The organism is Sphingobacterium prati (assembly GCF_013167215.1).
GTDB lineage: Bacteria > Bacteroidota > Bacteroidia > Sphingobacteriales > Sphingobacteriaceae > Sphingobacterium > Sphingobacterium prati.
Map to the genome: position 1 here is coordinate 137,514 of NZ_JABJWY010000009.1, position 20,168 is coordinate 157,681.

General features: G+C 42.5%; 15 protein-coding genes. 7 read left to right on the forward strand and 8 right to left on the reverse strand.

Translation table 11 applies throughout. The features are described 5' to 3' along the window. Position 1: 1 nt before the first annotated feature. The 7 genes from HPC41_RS01975 to HPC41_RS02005 all read left to right on the forward strand — a co-directional run bounded on the left by HPC41_RS01975 (position 2) and on the right by HPC41_RS02005 (position 9,619). On the forward strand, positions 2 to 709 hold the full coding sequence (locus HPC41_RS01975) for a PspA/IM30 family protein (protein ID WP_172392315.1): 708 nt from the start codon (positions 2 to 4) through the stop codon (positions 707 to 709). After that, entirely contained in the window at positions 696 to 890 is a 195-nt protein-coding gene (locus HPC41_RS01980) for a DUF4177 domain-containing protein (protein ID WP_172392316.1), read from the forward strand. The genes HPC41_RS01975 and HPC41_RS01980 overlap by 14 nt, the downstream gene beginning before the upstream one ends. An 11-nt stretch (positions 891 to 901) precedes the next feature. After that, entirely contained in the window at positions 902 to 1,624 is a 723-nt protein-coding gene (locus HPC41_RS01985) for an OB-fold-containig protein (RefSeq protein ID WP_172392317.1), read from the forward strand. 122 nt (positions 1,625 to 1,746) lie between these two features. Next, a complete protein-coding gene (locus tag HPC41_RS01990; protein ID WP_172392318.1) occupies positions 1,747 to 3,864 on the forward strand; it encodes a flotillin family protein in 2,118 nt (705 codons plus the stop codon). A gap of 105 nt (positions 3,865 to 3,969) precedes the next feature. Further along, entirely contained in the window at positions 3,970 to 8,814 is a 4,845-nt protein-coding gene (locus HPC41_RS01995; RefSeq protein ID WP_172392319.1) for a DNA repair ATPase, read from the forward strand. A gap of 311 nt (positions 8,815 to 9,125) precedes the next feature. After that, positions 9,126 to 9,335 (forward strand): DUF2683 family protein, encoded by a 210-nt coding sequence (locus tag HPC41_RS02000; protein ID WP_172392320.1) that lies wholly within the window; start codon positions 9,126 to 9,128, stop codon positions 9,333 to 9,335. Then, positions 9,332 to 9,619 carry a type II toxin-antitoxin system RelE/ParE family toxin gene (locus tag HPC41_RS02005; RefSeq protein WP_172392321.1) on the forward strand — a complete coding sequence of 96 codons (288 nt, stop codon included), beginning with the start codon at positions 9,332 to 9,334 and terminating at the stop codon, positions 9,617 to 9,619. Before HPC41_RS02000 ends, HPC41_RS02005 begins: the two co-directional genes overlap by 4 nt. Before the next feature lie 646 nt (positions 9,620 to 10,265). Here HPC41_RS02005 and HPC41_RS02010 read toward each other — a convergent pair. From HPC41_RS02010 to HPC41_RS02045, 8 genes are all read right to left on the reverse strand, one after another. After that, complete coding sequence (locus HPC41_RS02010) at positions 10,266 to 11,972, reverse strand: bifunctional alpha/beta hydrolase/class I SAM-dependent methyltransferase (protein WP_172392322.1); 1,707 nt, start codon at positions 11,970 to 11,972, stop codon at positions 10,266 to 10,268. A 91-nt stretch (positions 11,973 to 12,063) separates the two neighbouring features. Further along, entirely contained in the window at positions 12,064 to 13,506 is a 1,443-nt protein-coding gene (locus HPC41_RS02015; protein ID WP_172392323.1) for a hypothetical protein, read from the reverse strand. Continuing rightward, positions 13,488 to 14,243, reverse strand: a complete 756-nt coding sequence (locus HPC41_RS02020) for an SDR family NAD(P)-dependent oxidoreductase (RefSeq protein ID WP_172392324.1) — start codon at positions 14,241 to 14,243, stop codon at positions 13,488 to 13,490. Before HPC41_RS02020 ends, HPC41_RS02015 begins: the two co-directional genes overlap by 19 nt. 215 nt (positions 14,244 to 14,458) lie before the next feature. Continuing rightward, the gene (locus HPC41_RS02025; RefSeq protein ID WP_172392325.1) at positions 14,459 to 15,490 is read right to left on the reverse strand and encodes a patatin-like phospholipase family protein; all 1,032 of its coding nucleotides are present in this window, start codon (positions 15,488 to 15,490) and stop codon (positions 14,459 to 14,461) included. Further along, entirely contained in the window at positions 15,491 to 16,369 is an 879-nt protein-coding gene (locus HPC41_RS02030) for a phosphatidate cytidylyltransferase (RefSeq protein WP_172392326.1), read from the reverse strand. Further along, a complete protein-coding gene (locus tag HPC41_RS02035; RefSeq protein ID WP_172392327.1) occupies positions 16,362 to 16,967 on the reverse strand; it encodes a CDP-alcohol phosphatidyltransferase family protein in 606 nt (201 codons plus the stop codon). Before HPC41_RS02035 ends, HPC41_RS02030 begins: the two co-directional genes overlap by 8 nt. Before the next feature lie 164 nt (positions 16,968 to 17,131). Continuing rightward, entirely contained in the window at positions 17,132 to 18,607 is a 1,476-nt protein-coding gene (locus tag HPC41_RS02040; protein WP_172392328.1) for a TPM domain-containing protein, read from the reverse strand. 228 nt (positions 18,608 to 18,835) lie between these two features. After that, the gene (locus HPC41_RS02045; protein WP_172392329.1) at positions 18,836 to 20,158 is read right to left on the reverse strand and encodes a gluconate:H+ symporter; all 1,323 of its coding nucleotides are present in this window, start codon (positions 20,156 to 20,158) and stop codon (positions 18,836 to 18,838) included. Positions 20,159 to 20,168 lie beyond the last annotated feature (10 nt).

A 20,168-nucleotide genomic window follows, 5' to 3' on the forward strand; every position in this document is an offset into this window, starting at 1 on the left:
AATGAATATTTTTAAGAGAATTTTCAGAATCGGTCAAGCAGAAATCCACGCTGTAGTGGACAAAATGGAGGACCCCATCAAAATGACGGAGCAAGGTATCCGTGAGATGAAAGAAGACCTGGAGCAATCGTTAGAGGCTTATGCAAAAGTAAAAGCGTTAGCCATACGCACGCAGAATAACTGTGAAAAGAAAAAAGAAGAAGCCAATGAATTTGAGAACAAAGCTATTTTATTGTTGCAAAAGGCTCAAAAAGGAGAACTTTCTACCGAAAAGGCAGAAAGCTTAGCCAAAGAGGCCCTATTACTGAAAAAACAATTATTGATCGAGGCGACTGAATTGGAAAAACAAGCGACGATTCATCAGAGCTCAGCAGAGGAATTACATAAAAATGTGGATATACTTAAATTCAATATAGCTAAATGGGAAAGTGAATTGTCAACTTTGAAAGCACGGGTCAAGGTTTCCAATGCAGCTAAAATGGTCAACCGGCAACTGGCCAACATTGATTCTAACAGCACGATTTCCATGTTGGAGCGCATGAAAGAAAAGGTCGAAGAGGACGAGGCACTGGCGAAAGCGTATGGTGAAATCGCAACGGGCAACAAAAGCAAGGTAGATGAAATCAATGAATCCATCGGTGGTTCAGATTCCGTCAACAGTGAACTGGAAGAATTAAAACGAAAATTGAATGGCGATGCGGAAATTTGAGTATAAAACAGTCAAAATTGAACCCCAAGGCTTCTGGGGTACCAAATTGGACTCGGACAAAATCGACAAGATTCTGAACGATCTCGGTAATCAGGGCTGGGAGTTGGTCGCTATGCAGGACCTTGAAATGAACGGTAATTCCTGGTCATTTCATTACACCTTCAAAAGAGAAAAAATTTAAAAGAAAATACGATGACAGAATTAATCAATATCTTATTCAACCCATTGTCAAATGGCATTATGACCGTCCTGACAGGCCTGTCTGTGTTGTATTGGTTATTTATGTTTTTAATGGGCGATGGCCTGCATCTATTTGATGCGGATACCGATGTGGACTTACACCCTACTCCCGACGTCAGTGACGTAGATGGCTCGCATGACATTGATGCCGATGGATCAGATCATCCGCATCATCATACAGATTCCGATACGCATTCCGAACCGGGCTTTTTTGCGAAAGCAATGGATTATATCAATGTTGGTAAAGTACCGATTATGCTTATTGTAACCATGTTTAAATTCGTTGGCTGGGCGATCACCATCGTATCCTCGTTGTTTATTAATATCGCTTCCTGGGGTATAAAATCGGTATTGATCCTAATTCCTGTTTTTATCGTTACGTTCTTTTTAATGCATTTTCTGACCAAACCCTTAGTAAGAATGTTCAAAAATATTGGCTACAATGGCGAAGAAAGCCATGATTTCCTCGGCCGCATGGGCAAAATGCGCGCAAGTATTGATGGCAAAAAAATAGGTTCTGCTGAATTTATTGTCCAACAAGACCCAATTCGTCTTAATGTTGTAAGTCATAACGGCGAGAAGATCAGCTATGGCGATGATGTCATCATTGTGGATGAATCCAAGGACAAAAAATATTATTATGTCACCAAGGAAATCACCATTGACAATATTTAATCGAAAAATAAAAAAGAACAAGGAGCAAGGGTTAAAGACTTGATAGGTAAGCCGTAGTTTTGCTCAACTAAATTCCAAATACTCATATATAAATACTAAAATCTAAATAAATACTAATCAATATGCTATATCAACCTCTTTTATTTTTAAGTGGCTTAAACGGAATTATATTGCTGATTGTCGGTTTAGCTGTCTTTCTAATCTTTGCATTCTTCGTTGTACTGAGTGCTTTCTATAAAAAAATCCCACAGGGAAAAGCGATTGTCCGGACAGGAGTCGGCGGAACAAAAGTCGCCTTCAACAAGGGGATGTACGTCGTCCCTGTATTCCACAAGATGGAGATCATGGACATCTCCATCAAAAAAATTGAGATAGCCCGTATGCAGGGCGAAGGACTGATCTGTAAAGACAATATCCGTGCTGATATCAAAGTAGCATTCTTTGTCCGTGTCAACAAAAATGTGGACGATGTGATCAACGTTGCCCAAAACCTGGGTTGTGACCGTGCTAGCGAACCCGAAACATTAAAGAGCATCTTTGAATCCAAATTTTCTGAAGCGCTAAAAACCGTAGGTAAGAAATTCGACTTTATCGAACTCTATGAAGCACGCCGTGAATTTCGCGATGAGATCCTCGATATCATTGGTACAGACTTAAATGGGTATATTTTGGATGACTGTGCGATTGATTATCTGGAGCAGACAGATATCGAGCATCTAAACCCCAGCAATATCCTAGATAGTGAAGGGATCAAAAAAATCACAGAGCTGACAGCAAAACAAAACATCAATGCCAACTTCATCCGTCGCGACGAAGAGAAATTGATCAAAAAGCAAAACGTCGAAGCTCGCGAAGCGATTTTAGAATTGGATCGTCAGCTTGCTGAAAAAGAAGAAAAGCAAAAGCGTGAAATTGATAATATCAAAGCCCGTGAAGAAGCAGAGATCGCAAAAGTACGTGAAGAAGAACGCTTAAAATATGAAAGCGTCCGCATTTCGACCGAAGAGCAATTGGCCGTACAAGAAGAAAATAAGCTGCGTCAGATTATTATTGCCGAGAAAAACAAACAACGTACAGATGCTGTGGAAGCCGAACGCGTAGAGAAAGACCGCGCATTGGAACAAACCGAACGTGAGCGTATTGTTACCTTAGCCCAGATTGACAAAGAGCGTTCGATCGAGACCGAAAAGAAAAGTATCCAAGGGGTCATCAAAGAGCGTGTCCAATTGGAAAAAGGCGTTATCGAAGAGCAACAAGGTGTCAGAGATATTGAAGTATTCCGTGAAGTAGAGCGGAAGAAACAGGCTGGCGTTATTGCAGCATCACAAGAAGCGGAAGAGAAATTAATTTCTACAGTTAAAGCCGCTGAAGCAGCAAAAATTGCGGCAGAACAAGAGGCAGAGAAAAAAGTAATCGACGCCGAAGCAGCGCGTAAGATTGCAGAAAAACGTGCACAGGAATTATTGATAGATGCCGAAGCGAAAAAAGAAGCATCACTCAAAGAAGCCGAAAGCCGCAAGATCATAGCGGAAGCACAAGCGAAAGAGGAAGCCGCATTAGGTTTGTCAGAAGCCGAAGTAATGGTCGCAAAAGCCGAAGCGGAAGAGAAGCAGGGTACTGTTGCGGCTAACGTTATTGAGAAAAAAGCCGAAGCCATGCGCAAAGAAGGTCTGGCACAGGCCGAGGTTGTCCGTGAGAAAGCTCTTGCCGAAGCAAAAGGTATCGAAGAGAAAGCCGAAGCCATGAAAAAACTGGATGGTGTGGGCAAGGATCACGAAGAGTTCAAATTACAATTGCAAAAAGAACGTGACATCGAACTTGCACAGATCAACATCCAAAAAGATATTGCCCAAGCGCAGGCAAGTGTATTGTCCGAAGCACTTAAAACAGCGAAAATTGATATCGTCGGTGGTGAAACCATGTTCTTCGAAAACATTGTACGCCAGGTGTCCAATTCCAAGGGTTTTGACCATTTGATCGACAATTCGAAACATGCCACTGATATCAAAAATTCACTATTGGGTCCAGACGGGAAAGGTGATCTCGCCGAAAAAGTACGCGGGCTAGCAGATAAATATGGTATCTCGTCTAATGACATCAAAAACCTAACAGTTTCTGCGGCGTTGATCAAACTGCAACAGGCAGCCACAGATGCCGAGAACGGTGAAGATGCCGGTTTTATCAATTCCTTATTTGGATTAGCAAAAAACTTAGGCATTTCCAACAAAAAGCTGTCTTAAGACATCTTAAGCTTACTATATTACCCGCAAGACCATTTCAAAACGGTCCTTGCGGGTAGTTAAAATTGATTTTGTCACAACAATCCAGTAGAGAACGCTCATTTTATGCCAGAAGAAAACGTAATAAATCAGAACGACAGCCTTGACCAAGGTGCATATGAGATTATCCGAAAGCGACTTCTTACACAAAAAGATGAATTAGCAACAAGGCTTCAAAGTTTGAATGAAGCCCGTAAAGAAGTCTTCAATTCCACGAGCTTTGTCCTCAAAGCCAATCAACGGATTACCACAGAAAACAACTGTGTTGCCCGTGGCATCCTGGCCTTGGATAATCAATGTATTTTTGGATATAATGTGCATTTTGGACTGCGTACCGAGATCAAGCTGGAAGATGTTTTCAGTGTTTATGCATTTGAGAATAATCAATTTATTCCGCAGTCCCTCGATCTGATCAACGATCAAAATTTCGTCTCAGATTACCAAAACCTGTATAAGTATTACAGAGATTCCATCTTCTCCAAATTCCGCCGTACAGAGAACTACTTGTACATGATCTTTCAGACCAGCAAAAATCCGGCTGATCTCAAAGCATTCAAATGGTTAATCAAAGACGGTAAGTTACAGTATCAGGATGACCGCAGCATCCATGAAGTCAAATTGCCCAATCAATTTGAATTTGACTGGACGAAAACGACACTCGAAGACCGTCGTTTGGGAAAATACCCGCATATATCCATCATGGATAAGATTTTTATTGAGGCGATCAATGGCGACATCACTTTCAAGATCGAGAACAATACAGACAGCGGCAAAGGGATCTATTCCGAAAAAGTGGTCAATGCAGACCAGCAATTGGACGATGCTGATTATTACTTTGCGGATCTCGGCAACCTTATTGCGGTACGTATCAAACCTTACCAGGAAGATTTCAGGGCTTTTGTCTACAACCAGCGGACGAAGGAAGTGGTCAATCTCAAATCACTGAATGAATCAGCAATATTATTACCTGACAATCAGGGGATTATTTTCTCCAATGGGTACTATTTACAAAATGGCACACACAAAGTTTTTGATGCCCAGTTTGAGAAGGTATCCTTCCTACGCAGGATAGCTTCCCCCAATGGCGAAGATTTTCTGTATATCTTTTGTCAGGAAGAAACCAATACCTATATCCTACTGTCATATAACATCATTCAGCAGCATGTCGAGACCCCGATTATCTGCAACGGATTTACCCTATTCAAAGATGGTAGCTTAATTTATTTCCGCACTGAGGCAGAAGCCACCAGACATCATCAGGTTCAGATCTGGGAAACACCCTATATGGCCATGCTCAAAGAAAATGAGCAAAAGAAAGATGATCCCCTTTATAAGGTAGGCAATAAACAGATCGTGCAGGCGATGGCCGAAGCACAGGAGGTCATACAGCTCATCAACAAAGAGGACAGTTACGAGGGTTTATACGAAGATATCCTCAAAAAGTCTACGGTTTTAATCGATTCGTATTTTTGGATCAAAGATGAGGCCTTGTTAAATCTTGGACAGCCCTTAACACAGATTAAGGAAGTCGCCAACACCGCTATTGACGAATTTGTCAAAGTACAGGCGCAGCGCAAGCATGCGGCGGAATTAAATCTGGCTGCAAAAAAGAAGATGGAAGAACTCAGCTTTTCCATCAATAGCACCGTTGTGGAGAAACTCGATCAGCTCGTCCACCAATTGGCCGATGCCCGTCGTCTTCAGGGTGAAATCATCGACCTTAAAAATGTAAAATATATTGATACGGTCAGCATAGATAACCTGTTGGAAAAATTACAGGGCATCACCTCCGAGCTGGCCGAAAAAACAATTGCTTTTCTCCTACGCGATGAAGCCTTGCTTCCTTACGAACAAAAGGTAGAACAGCAGAAAAAGAATGTGGAGGCCATTGCGAAAGTATACGATGCCAAAGCGATCGAGGAGGCCAATTCGGCCATTTCAAGCGAACTGGAACTATTGATAGATATCCTCAATAGCTTAAAAATTGACGACTCCACGCAGACGACCAGAATTATCGAGAAAATTTCGGTTATTTTCTCCTCTTTAAATGAAGTTCGTGCACAGCTCACACGAAAACTCAATTCGTTGAAGAGTACTGAAGCAATTGCCGAGTTTTCGGCACAGCTGACTCTGTTGGAGCAATCCGTCACCAACTACCTCGAACTGTCAACGACAACCGAAAAAGTAGACGAATATTACACTAAAGTCATCGTTCAGCTGGAAGAACTCGAAAGTAAGTTTTCCGAATTCGAAGATTTTGCGCTCAAGATCGCAGACAAGCGTGACGAAGTCATTAAGGCATTTAATTCCCGCAGGGAGCAAATCGTTGAACAGATCAACAAGCGGACTTCCTCGCTTGAACAGATCGGTCTTCGTGTATTAAAGAATATTGAAAATAAATCCAAGACTTTCGCAAGCCGGGAAGAGATCCTCAGCTTCTTTGCCTCGGATCTGATGATCGACAAAATCAGACAGCTCGTACAGGAGTTAAAGACGCTACAAGATGTTTCAAAAGCAGAAAATCTTGAAAATCTGTTAAAGAAATCACAGGAAGATGCCTTACGGGTATTACGGGACAAAAACGATCTTTTTGTAGATGGCGAGAATATCATTGCGTTGGGCAAGCATAAGTTTGCCGTCAATAACCAATCCCTCAGTTTAACCCTGTTGCGCAGAAACGACGAGCTCTATTTCCACCTGACAGGTACAAGCTTCTATCAAAAAGTGCAGGTCGAGGAGATCAACAGGTTTCAGGATATCTGGGATCAGGAGCTTGTATCCGAAAATAAGGAGGTCTATCGTGCAGAATATCTTGCATACAAAGCATTCCTGGCTTCGAAAGGACAACAAGATTTTGATGCTGCACTGTTCATCACGCAGACCGTGGAGCAAAGTTATTCGGAAGGCTATGTCAAAGGGGTTCACAATGCGGATGCGCTATTGATCTATGACACGGTCAAACAGTTGGACACCAAATTGGATCTGCTACGCTATAATCCCTCTTTGCGTACAATGGCTCAACTATTTTGGCAATCACTTTCTGATGATCAGCGTACAAAACAGCTAGCGCTGATACACTCGACTTACACGATATTGAAAACGTTTCCAAATTCAAATCGCTACCAGTCCGTCATTGATGAACTCAGCAAGTTGTTCAATGCCTGGGAGACACATTTGGATCGCGCCGCCCTTCATGACCGTGATTTGGCAACTTACCTTTTCCAGACCTTTACGTGTTACAATACCTTTGTCGTCAGTGAACAGTCCGATGAACTGAAAAAGGCATTTATTCGATTGTTGGAATCCAAGAAAAGCCATAAGCTTTTTGAAGCAGATATTCAGAACGAACAATTTAGCGTGGTAGATCGCTTTTACCTGACTTTAAATTGGCTCAATGCGTTTGTCGACGAGCATACGGAATATCTGACACTACGCAAGTACATCGAGGAAACAGCGATCATGTTGCTCTATCCGACGCAGGGATATCACCTAATTATAGCCAAAGACCAAGCACATATCAGCGGATTAAAAGGCAACCATACTATCCTCAACAACGGGGAGGAACACATCCAATATCATGAGTTTTTAGCACGTCTGGCACAGTTCAGCAATCATAATGTACCTCGTTTTGTGGCTTTCTCCACATTGAAAGAACAGCTTGCGAAATCCTATGCCAAAGAATTAAAGATTGGTGAATTCGAGCCAAAAGTACTGACCTCGTTTGTACGTAACAAACTGATCAATGAAGTTTATTTTCCACTGATCGGAAACAACCTCGCCAAACAACTGGGAGCTGCTGGAGACAACAAACGCACCGCCCGCATGGGAATGCTCCTCTTGATCTCGCCGCCGGGTTACGGTAAGACCACCTTAATGGAATATCTGGCCAAGACAATGGGCTTACATTTCGTCAAAATCAATGGACCAACCATTGGCCATTCGATCACCTCCATTGACCCGATCGAAGCCAAAACATCCGGAGAACGGGAAGAGCTCAAGAAGATCAATCTTGCATTTGAGATGGCAGACAACGTCATGCTGTATCTGGACGACATCCAGCACTTAAATTCAGAGTTCTTACAGAAGTTCATCTCCCTTGCCGATGGCCAACGTAAGATTGATGGTATTTTTGAGGGCGAGAGTAAGACCTATGACCTCCGTGGCAAACGCTTCTGCATCGTGATGGCAGGGAACCCCTACACAGAGAGCGGTTCGAAGTTCCAGATCCCCGACATGCTTGCCAACCGTGCCGATGTGTACAATCTCGGCGATGTGATCGGTGATACCGAAGCATTATTCAACCTCAGTCTGATTGAAAATGCGGCTATTGAAAACAGTTACCTCGAAAAAATTGCAAGCAAATCGTTCAACGACTTCTACACCCTAGTCAATTATGCACAGTCTGTTATGGATCAACTGCCCGATTTAGAGGGCAACTACCTGAAACAGGATATTGATGACTTTATCGCCGTGCTGCGCCATGTACTGAAAATCAGGAATGTGGTGATCAAGGTTAATCAGAACTATATCCAAAGTGCCGCAATGCAAGACAATTACCGCACCGAACCACCATTCAAAATGCAGGGATCGTATCGGAACATGAGTAAGCTTGTAGCGCAGGTGGTACCGATGATGAATGAAAAGGAAATTGACCAGATTCTTCTCGCCCATTATGAGAGCGAATCACAAACACTGACAGCGGATACCGAAAGCAACCTATTAAAACTAAAAGAGCTTGCCGGACTGCTGAACCCTGTTGAACAGGAGCGTTGGGAAACCATCAAGGAAATCTTCCTCAAGAACAACAAACACGGTGGACTAGCCAAAGATGATAAAGTCTTCGGCCAGCTACTGGACTTCAATGAAAATCTGGAAGGCATTATTCAGGCAATCCGCGAGTATAAGAATTAAATATCCATTTTGCTTATCTTGGTTTTCAAAAAAACTGAGGTAAGCGAAATCAAAGTTATTTCAATAAAAGTTCCCGAATTGGGAATTATTTATTGAATTTGTTATAAGCATAAAAATATTGAGAGTGATCCTGTTGAGGCAATCAAATTCAGAGTGGAGCAGTTTAATTTTACACAGAATGATCTTGCTGATGTTCTTGGTCAAAAAAGCCGAATTCCACCATTCTTTTGCCTCCTCTTCTCTAAACTACAACTCAATACTTTGAATGGATAGATAATAGCATTATCTTTGTTAGAGTCAATATCATAATTATGGGAGCTCTTACGATACATCCTGAATCTCAGGAACAACTTGAAACAGTCAAAGCAATTTTAAAAGCTTTAAAGGTGCCTTTCGAATCTAAGGAAACTAGTATTCCAAACCATATCGAAAAAAGTATTGAACGAAGTATGGATCAATTCAGCGCAGGAAATTCCATTTCTTTGGAGGCTTTCAAAGAAAAACATTTCCGCCGAAAATGAAATTTGAATTACGATTTACTCCCGAAGCAGAAGACACTTATACGTCTGTAATCGAACAATTGTTTAACAAATGGGGCGAAAAATACGTATTTAAGTTGCAAAATCGGTTAGAAAAAGTTCTCAATACACTCACGGAGAATCCTGAATTGTATCCCATTGTAGTTGAAACAACAGAAATCAGAAAGTGCTTATTACATAAAAACTGTTCCTTATTGTATAAGTTAATGGGCGAACAAGTTGTTGTTCTATGTTTTTGGGACAATCGGCAGGAACCTATCTTCTAATATTTAGGATGTCTTCTATTAGACGAAAGAGCCATTCTCCCGGCATCCGGTTATTTTATGCTATCATTATGTGCGCATATCTGAGATAATCTCGATTCCTTAAACAACTAAGCAGCCAGTATTATCATCATATCTGCAATAAGAATGATTCCCTAAACCAAAACGCTTTGTTGTGATACCATAACGGCCTTATGCCTACAATAAAAACAATTTATAAAGCAAAAAAAAACTTTTGTTTTACCATAACGCTGATACGTCTGCAATAAGGACAATTTCTTAAACCGGAAAGTCTTTTTTTTAAACCATGATTTCACTATGCCTGCAATAAAGACGATTAGTAAAACCAAAACACCTTTTTGTTATACCATGACGACCTTATGTCTGCAATAAGAACAATTTGTTAAACCAAAAAGTATTTTTGTTAAACGGATTAGATCTGCATTTCTGAGCAATGGAGCGTAAAAATTGGGCGTTTTGGTTAAACAGGGGGTCAAATTGCGCCAAATTCATAGCTTAAACACTATCTATTTGGCGCGATTTGACCCCCTACTCTATTCCATACGTATAATCCTATTGACCAAGCACGTGAAAATAATTTAAAAGCTTACTTGGCTACAATTCTGACGGTAAAACATTTGGAATATGCTTATCCTGCCTTTAACGAACCTGATGAAACGGTGAATATCCCATAATCGTCAATAAGCATCCGCTCCTTCACCACACCATTATAGGCCATAATCCGATCCAGTTCCTGCTGCGACCGCCGGCGCATGACCCAGTCTTTCTTCTGGTGGCTGTTCAGCACATAAGCGATCATCTTTAACTGTGGATGCCATGGTTGTCCGGTATAGACCAGATGACTATTTTGTTCACAGATAGAAGTCGCCCCATGAACCGCTCTACTGGCCATTTTATTGTCGCCAAACAATTCGAAAATACCAGAGATCACGACAATATTAGGTTCAAATTCCAGTTTGCTGTACGTAGCCGGATCAAAACAATCGTAATTGCTAAACCTTATTCCTTTGAATCCCTTCTTCTTGATAATTTTCTCCCCTACCGCAATATTGGGCAATAAGAACTCGTTAATCACAATCTCCACCTCCGGATATTTTTCCTTAATGTCAAACAAATAGTTTCCTGTCCCGCCAGCGATATCAAGAATTTTGACAGGCCGACCAGTAGACTTAACCTGCTCAATATTCTCCTCCAACAGCTGCAACAGGTGTTGCTTTCGAATACGAATCCCTTTCCAGCCAATCGCATCTAGATAACCACGATCAAGGATACGGCCAAAACGATTCTTTCCTTTTGGCTCATTGCGGTATACATAATCCAACGAGATTCCTGAATCAAAACCAAACTGGAGACCCAGGTTCATCCCATGACTCAATGATCCTACCTTACCCAATGTCCATTTCTGGAATGCATAATTTAGCTTCTCGGCTGCAGGCATCACCTTATGGTACAGTTTCTCATATTCCTTTACTGAAAACTCGTCAGGTTCCAGCCCTTGGTCAGGCTTTTGCCGTGCATAGGCCTTTGTAATAAAATCGTTTAAATAGGTATAAACTTTCTGTCTATTGGATTCAAACAGGATACCATGATAAAAGTTGCGCAGGGTAATAAATGTCTTTAGCTTGGAGGCGATGGATACGAAGAACTGCTTTTGCACCGAGTTTTTAACCACATAGTCTTTTTCAGCGGATAGCACGATCACAGGAATATCAATCGCTGCAGCATCGTCAACGATACGCACTCCAGCTTTCAATAAATCAACCAATAAGGCACCGTTAATGGATTTTGAGATCAATGGATCAGCATCATAAGCCTGCTGTTGTTCGACATCATGCGTCAATACCTTCGCCTTGACATAACTTTGGATAACAAGATCCTTTTTCAATTTTGTTCCTAGGGCAATCATCTGATTAGCCAAGGGCACATATAGTTTGATTTCAAATGCGGGCGCCAATAAGGCCATTCCTGCGATTGGAGGCGCAAAATCATGTACCCAAGCACTCACAATCACCCCTGCAATACTATTAGCAATAACGAAGACATCCTTCGTGTCAACAGAATATTCGGCGCGGATATAAGTTACAAAACAATCCAGATCGCGCACATTATCCATAAAAATCGGTGATACAGCCAGTTTTGTATAACCATGACCACGCAAATCAAATGCAAAGATGGAATAACCAGCAAACTGCGGATCAGTAGCCATCTCCTGTAGGCGTTCCGAATGTTCATGTCCACGATGCAATACAATTAAGGCCTTTTGTCCTTTTTGATAATTCCAAACACGATAGAGCAGTTCCCCTTGATCGAAACTCTTAAAATAACCTGATTTCATCTTTTTATAATTATTCCATCAATACAATGGCGTATGTAATTTTTAGTTTCTATTTAGCTATGCCATAAGGCAAAGACCAGGCCACCGACTACTATCCCTGTTTGCCACCGTCGATAATTTTCATCAGCCGCATCGCATGATCATGTAACCGCAAATGCCTATTGATCGACCTCACCCGATCAATAGCTTTATTTAAATCTAAAGATAATAATTCCTGTATCATCAGAACAGCAAAAATCATGCTCCGGCTATAACCCATTGTACAATGAATGATCATATTTTCCGGCGCTTCCAATGCGCGGTAAGCAGATACAAGGGCGGCTACGGTAACGCGCGCATCTTGCACATCTATTTCAGCAATATCCAGTAAAGGAAAAGAATGATATTTTTGCATGGAACCTAGCAGTTTTACTTCTTCGAGCTCAGCTGCGAGGTCAAAAACAACTAAATTACGATCTAGTCCCAAGGCTACAAGTTCCGAAGTTTTCAACCTCGGTCCCACATAACAGCGCGGTAATACTTCCATCATCGGCGGATTGTTTCGCTTGCTAAAAAAACGCCAGATCAACCAGTAAGCAAATTGGTAAGGCGCATAAAATACTTTCTTTATCAATGGTATCTTTCCCGATCTATCCTTTAAAAATAGCGCATTGCCGCGCTGGTAGTTGTAACCAACAGCAAAGCAGACGAAGGCTACCCAAGCACAAACAATCACAGGCAATACGTATCTTTCACAGCATAATGCCACTAGTACACATAGCCATCCAATGAGGTAATAGCTATTCGCTAGCTGCAGATTTCTTTTCGTTTCTTTACAGCCAAACTTTAGTGCTGACTGCGTCTGTTTACGATTCTTACTTTCATCATCGCTAGCGTTCAACGGGCCAAACGTTTCTCCAAATCCCCTCTGTTGATGATTCCCAATTTCCTCCCTATTCGGAAAGAGCATAAAACTTACCTGAACCAGTATTAGCGCCGTAAGGACATCGATAACATGGTGCTGATATACGGTCAGTGTTCCTACACCCAACAATAGGAGCCAGACACCTAAGGCTCTTTTCTTCCATCCGCTGAACTGTCCGCGTAACACAGACCAAAAAAGACAGGCATAAGCCACATGTAGAGATGGCGCCTGGTTAAAAGGCGAATCATATTGCTTTAGGAAAGAAAAGAAAATCGCCAGCAATTGATTTTCGACAATCGGCCTCTCGAAAGAAAACCGCAGTGGAAAAAGAAGAAAACACAGTGCCGCAAAAAGTGTAATAAACGTAAATCGCTTCGCATAACGCAAGAGCTGCCCCTCTTGCTGGCAGTAAAACGGTATAATACAAAAAAACAACCCACTGCTCATATAGGGCAGGATCATCCATGGGATAAACGGAATGTGCTGTTCAAAATCAAACACAACGGAAGTCACTGCAGCTAAAGTGGAGGCATAGGCTGCGGTCAAGGGATAGGTAAATTGAAAAAGTAACAGGCAGTAGATAGCAACAAGGAGCTTCCTGCCCACCCCTTTTAATCGCTTTTCATCCATTTGGCTTTCCTAAACATGATTTTACTTAACAATACATGGGGAAGCATGCCCAAAAATCCCATCAGCCATTTCATACGCTTCGGAAAAACCATGATTTCTTTCTTTTGCTGTATCGCTTTTAAGATTCGCTGTGCCGCCTCATCCACACTGATCAAAAAAGGTTTTTTCGAAAGATCCTGCTGATTAAGTTCACGCAATTTGGTTGTATCCACATAGCCCGGCGCAATGACTGTCACGGCAATCCCATACGGAAGTAATGCCCTCCGGTAGGCATCAGCCACCTGGATTGCCGCCCGCTTTGTTTTACTGTACAAACTTGAATTCGGAAAATCTAAAGTCCCAGAGACGGATGCTATTGTGGCGATCTGCCCCGCAGATTGTCCACGCATGGTCTCGCAGGCTACTTCAAAACAATTTAGGGTGCCCAGCATATTTGTCCGGAGCATGGCACTTGCCCGTTCATAACTGACCGGCTGGGCCACATCATCGGCATAGCTTCCCGTACAATTGATAAAAAGATCCAGAGCCAGATGATGACAGAAAGATCCAACGGCGTCAGCCAAAGCATCCTGATCACATACATCTACTTCAAACTTGATGAGCCCATTATACTCTGGCTGATTGGTCAACTTTGAAAGATCCCGGCCACATACAGCAACTTCAGCCCCCTGCCGGAGGTAGCATTGCGCTAATGCTAGACCTATTCCGCTTGTTCCACCTGCAATAAATACTTTCATCTATAAAAAAATAAAGCGATTATGTTATCCGTCGATCGGTTTATCTTATCAAACAAATAAAACTTCAATTTCTCCCACTTCACTCTCCAAAAAAACCTGAATAAACCATATATACGGTTCCAAACTCTTCTAAACTTTGCCATATAAGGTGTCCCATATATGATCTATTAGCCAGCGCTAGGCCTCTTAACTACCATTATCCCGATGCATCTTTATTACCTTATACGGAGCTCCAATGTCTTCCAATATCCGTAATTCCACTGTGCTTCCATAGCGTTCGCAAATTCATCCAGACTTGCCGGAAGGGACAATGTTATTTCAAATCTACGCCAATCTATGTCTTTTTTGCAATAGTTTCCTTTTAATTGTTCAGCAGCATCAGCCGTATCGATCCATCGAATCCCCTGATATTGCTGATCAATATCCCGCAGGCGTTGATTTCCGCTAAAGCCCAATACGGCCCTGACCAACCCCTCTTCCTGCAGTTTATACGTCTGCTTGCGCTCACAGATAACTTCCGCCGCCAAAGACTGCGCTAGCTCCACAGGTACCAGATCGATGGCCCCACCGGCATAATATTCCCCCTTCCGCTGTATTGGCTCAATATAAAACATATCGGACATGGAAATACGGACGGCGTCCAATAAGGTTATCTCTGGGTTTATCCCGATAGTTTCGGCAACCGCACTTTGTCTATAATTTTCACCTTGAATCTGGATGCTATCCAGATCTACTTTCGATAGTGCAGTTGCACTTCCCATCAGTACTTTCTGATAGAGCTTCCTCTCCCCTCGTCGCTCTCCAGCCGCCGAGCGTTCAAATAGTATTCTCGACCCAATGATAATCGACGGGATTTCCTCCGAAAAAGAGAGATTCAAAGCCGGTAACAAGGATGACAGATCATGTTCCATATGAACCAGATAACGATCAAAAACATCTTCGAGAAAGGGAGCCGGTCTTTTGTCCCATTGCTTTTTTAGCACATGCCATCCCAATTTATTCAAGTGACGTTGCCCGGTCAGCTGATGCCTACAGAAAAAGCGATAAAACTCTTCGGATTGAAGATAAGATTTCCGTTCCGCGTCCGTTGCAAAAGCCTGAATAATCGCTGTCGCCAACGATCCGCCACAGGTAGCAATCAGCAAATCGGGTTTTAATCCCAGTTCGTCCAAAGCAGCATACATGCCCAAATACAGACCAAAACGTGTCCCCCCTCCTGAAAACAATGCTGCCCGTTGATAATTCATTTAATGAGATTTGAGATAAGAGATTTGAGCCATGAGATGCTGGTTTTGCGACACCAGGCAGATCACTCCATAGAAAACAGGTGCATTGAACAGCAAGCTATCTATGCGGTCCAGTAGTCCACCATGCCCTGGAATTAATGTACCTGTATCCTTGACCCCTGTCTTGCGTTTTAGAAAGGAGAATAGCACATCACCACAGAAGCCCAAAATACCAAAGAGCAGACCAAGGGCCGAAAAGCAGATAAAATCCCCGAATGGCAAGAACAAATACCCCAAGATATTGCTCAGCATTATCGTCAGCCCAATACCGCCCACACATCCAGCCACAGTTTTGTTTGGACTGATGCGGGGAACGATCTTCCGCCTACCAAAAAATTTACCCATCAGGTATTGAAATACATCATTTAACTCCGTTAAAACAACAATATAAGCCACAAGCTTCAGCCCCATCAGCGCCTCGATATTGATCTCTACTGCCCTGATAAAAGCGAGCTGGCTGAAAGCAAGCAGGCAGGCTGCTGCTCCAAAAGTCATTCCGATCGTAGCTACTTTCGCTGTTTTCTGTATCAACCCAAAAAAAAGCCCAATTCCAATGCACAGCAGTCCGGCTGACGATAAATAAGCGCCATATGAACAGCTGTATAAAAGAACAAGCTGTACGAGGCTAACAACGACGGCAACAGGCAGCGCCTCATTAAATTTAGGGACAAACATCTTCATAAATTCGCGCATCCCCTGAAATGTGAGCCAGGACACAAATAGCAAAGATGTTGTCTGAGGGACGAAAGCAAGCGCCAGTACAAGTACAATATACCCCCAGCTTCTGACGCGGACAGGCACATCGGCAAACTTACCATTTGGATTACTGACTTCATTCATATACCACCAATGCCTTTCTCAATCGCGTTATTGAACTCAACACCAATAATAAACATAACACAGCAAACAGATAGACCGAAATCGCCGTTATCGAAATATGTAATAAGCTCAAAATCCCATATAAACCAAGCAGCAGCGCGCGGTCACTTTTCCCCATCGGCCCATCATAACGGCGATCGTTGGCGACAACCTTTCCAATCAGCCCACAGAATTCATTGATCACACTTAAAACAATAAAGCCAACCACCAGATATAAACTCTCAGAATGAAATTTCAGCAATGGGAAAAAGATCACCACATCTGACAGGATATCGCCGACTTCATTCAGGACTTCCCCTTTTTTGCTCATTTGATTAAAAAGACGCGCCATCATGCCATCCAGCGCATTGAAAGCCATTCGCATGAATAAACCGATCGGTAGTGCCAAAAATAAAATTGGCATCCGGTCCGCATACCAGAACATCACCGCGATCAGCAAAGACAAGACCACCGAGCCTATGGTAATCTGATTGGCCGTTATCTTCCTCCGATGTAAGAATGTCAGAATCGGCATCAATAACTGCTGAAACTTTGGTTTTAATTTATAAACAGAAATCATATATGCACTATGTAACTTATTTTTTTGATTTTTTTAAAAAAAAATTTTGCATAGTGTAATAAATACACTATATTTGTGTCATCATAATTTAGGTTTATAATTGGTTATTTAAGGTTTTCATTCTCCCCGTTTGAAAACCTTTTTTTTTGCTCCTAAATCACATGTTACCATCTTCCGCCAGCACCACCACCACCTGAAGATCCGCCGCCAAAGCTGCCTCCGCCACTACTGCTTGACCCACCACCCCCAGAGCTGCTCGATGAGGATCGTACCTTAACAGGTATAGTATGTTCACCATGGGATACACGGTGTCCACAATTTTTACATTTGTCAAACCGTTCCTCCAAACCCTGTGAACTGTATGTTGCAGAGCGGATCGTCCGCGAAAGCCCTGTTTCAAACGTACGGTAATGACATTGGGGGCAGTCAACATAGCCCACATTTTCATCCCAGGGAACTAACTTCGTTTCATTGCTTGCCTCATCTACCCAAATTTCATATGATCGGCTGCCAATTTTTTCTTCCAACAGCTGTCCTTGATCCAAGTATGCGCTTTCCCGGGTAGCGGCATCATCTTTATTCATGCGCAACCAACGCCCTGAGCCATTCGGGGGAGTTAGCCGAAGTTCGTTCCTTCGGATACGTTTATTTATTCCAAAGAGATCAAACAGCGCTAAAGGGCTTAAAAATAAAGGAACTAGTCCCCATACACGAAACTTACGCAAGGCTTGCTGGATATTCTCCTCATCCCGATAGGAATTGACAATCTGCGTCCGGCTAGCATTGTATTTCATCGCTAGCGTAATACTCCCAAATATAAAGATAAAGTAGGGCAGATTTTTCCATTGATAGACGACTTCGAAGTTGTTCAACGCAAAAGCACATATAAATACACTCGCAAATAGCAACAATCCCATACAACCGCAGCCGCTGACCAGTGGCGGAAAATATTTACTTTTTCTGGTCAGCTTTCCCTTGATCGCCCGGGTTACCTCATTCAGCCAGATATAACAGATGGTAAATAACGCCAACACCAACAGAGAATTTCGCATGATAGGACTCCGAAAGTTCCAGATAGGAGTTGCCTCAGGCATTAAGCGTTCCAGCTCAGCCCTGCTGTCGGGCGACATTAGAATGGTTTTGATAAACTGTGAGGCCTCAAGAACTCCTTGGTCATAATTTCCATTTCGAAAATTAGGTACCAGATACTTCTCACCTATCCGCTTTAAATAGGCATCAGGCAAGGTACTTTCCATCCCATATCCCGTAATAAAACGATACTCCCGCCGGTCTTTGGCAATAAACAATAATAGACCATTGTTACTCTCCTTCTTACCGATACCCCAATTGTTAAATAGTTTAAGTGCAAATTCGAAATCGCTGTCACCGACATAATCATTGAGCAATACAATGGCATACTCACATTTGGTAGCCGCTTCGATCTGTGTGGATAAACCATCCAGTTCAGCTACAGTACCCGGGGATAAGATCCCATCGGGATTGGAGACAAAATAGTCTTGCCCTTTCTGCTTCGGACTAACTACATTATCCACAGTATACTGAGCCAATACCGGAACAGCATTTAAACAGCAGCCTAGCCAAAATAAAAGGAAGATATAGAGTTGATGTGATCTATGCATATTTTTCTAGAATAACTCAACCAACAAAATTTGGTTCATTCTCACGATATTAAGAAAAAAAAATCAAACAAAGGTTTTCATCAAAAAAAAGCCCATAATCAACCGATTATGGGCTTATATAATTCAATATTCGTTTCAGACTCTCCGTCCATTAATGTATCCTAGCAATTACTTTATATAATCGTTTTGTTGAGCTACAGCCACAGTACGCGGGCCTGTTTATCGCTGTCAATGACCAAGCCAGTGTAAAATCAGGACGCCGATCAATCCAATAACAGAAACGAGCGTTTCCATCACCGTCCATGAGCGAAACGTATCCTTCATGCTCACTCCAAAATAAGATTTAAACATCCAAAACCCTGGATCGTTGACGTGTGAGAACATGAGACTGCCTGCTCCCGTCGCTAGCACCATTAATTCAGGAGTAACATTTCCCGCTTGCACAATGGGAAGCATAATGCCCGCTGCTGTCAGCCCAGCAACACTAGCCGAACCGATAACTAGGCGAATGATACCGGCTATTAACCATGCAAGCACAATAGGAGACAAGCTCAAGTTTGCGGTTATGTCAGCGATGTAGTTCGCTACACCACTATCTACCAAAATTTGCTTGAAGACGCCTGATGCTGCAATGATAAAAAGGATCATCATTATCCCGCGGATTGCTTCTTCCACACTTTCTGACTGCTCCCGCAAACTTTTACCTTGGCGGATACCCATCGTGTACATCGCCACTAGCGATGCTATCATTAAAGCCATCACCGGGTCGCCCAAGAAACGTAGTGCCGACAGCCAAGAGGAGCCTTCTGGGAATATTAGATGTGCAAATGAACCAAAAGCAATTAAAATTATTGGAAACAATCCCGTAAATATACTAATTGCAAATCCGGGAAGCTCTTTCCTATCTGCTTGATTGCGTTCAGGAAAAAACTCGGCCGGTGGGTTCGTCGGAATACGCTTAAGGGTCCTGCCAAAGAGTGGTCCACCGATAATTATGGCAGGAATTGCCACAACAATGCCATAGGCCATTGTCAAACCTATGTCCGCATTGTAGGTAACCGCTATGGCCGTAGCTCCTGGATGCGGCGGCAAATAACCGTGCGTCACGGATAGGGCTGCCAGCAGCGGAATGGCTACGTAAAGCAAAGGCATTTTATTGGAAGCACATACCATAAAAACAAATGGTACTAAGACGATAAAACCGACATTGTAAAATAAGGGAATTCCTACTAAAAAGCCCGTGAGAACCATTGCCCAAGGCAAGTTCTTTCTGCCAAAAACAGACGTTAACACCGTTGTAATCTTTTCTGCAGCACCACCCTCCGCCATCAATTTACCCAGTAAAGATCCGAAAGCCAACAAAAGTGCCAACTGGCCCATGGTACCACTCACTCCGGTTTCAACAGATTTAAGGATATCGGCGGCATTCATATTCATAGCAAAACCGACCGCAACAGAGGTTATCAGTAAGGAAAAGATCGTGTTTAACCTGACGACAGTGACTAAAAGAAGTAGTAAAGCTACTCCTAAAATAACGATGATTAGAGGCATTAGTAATTTA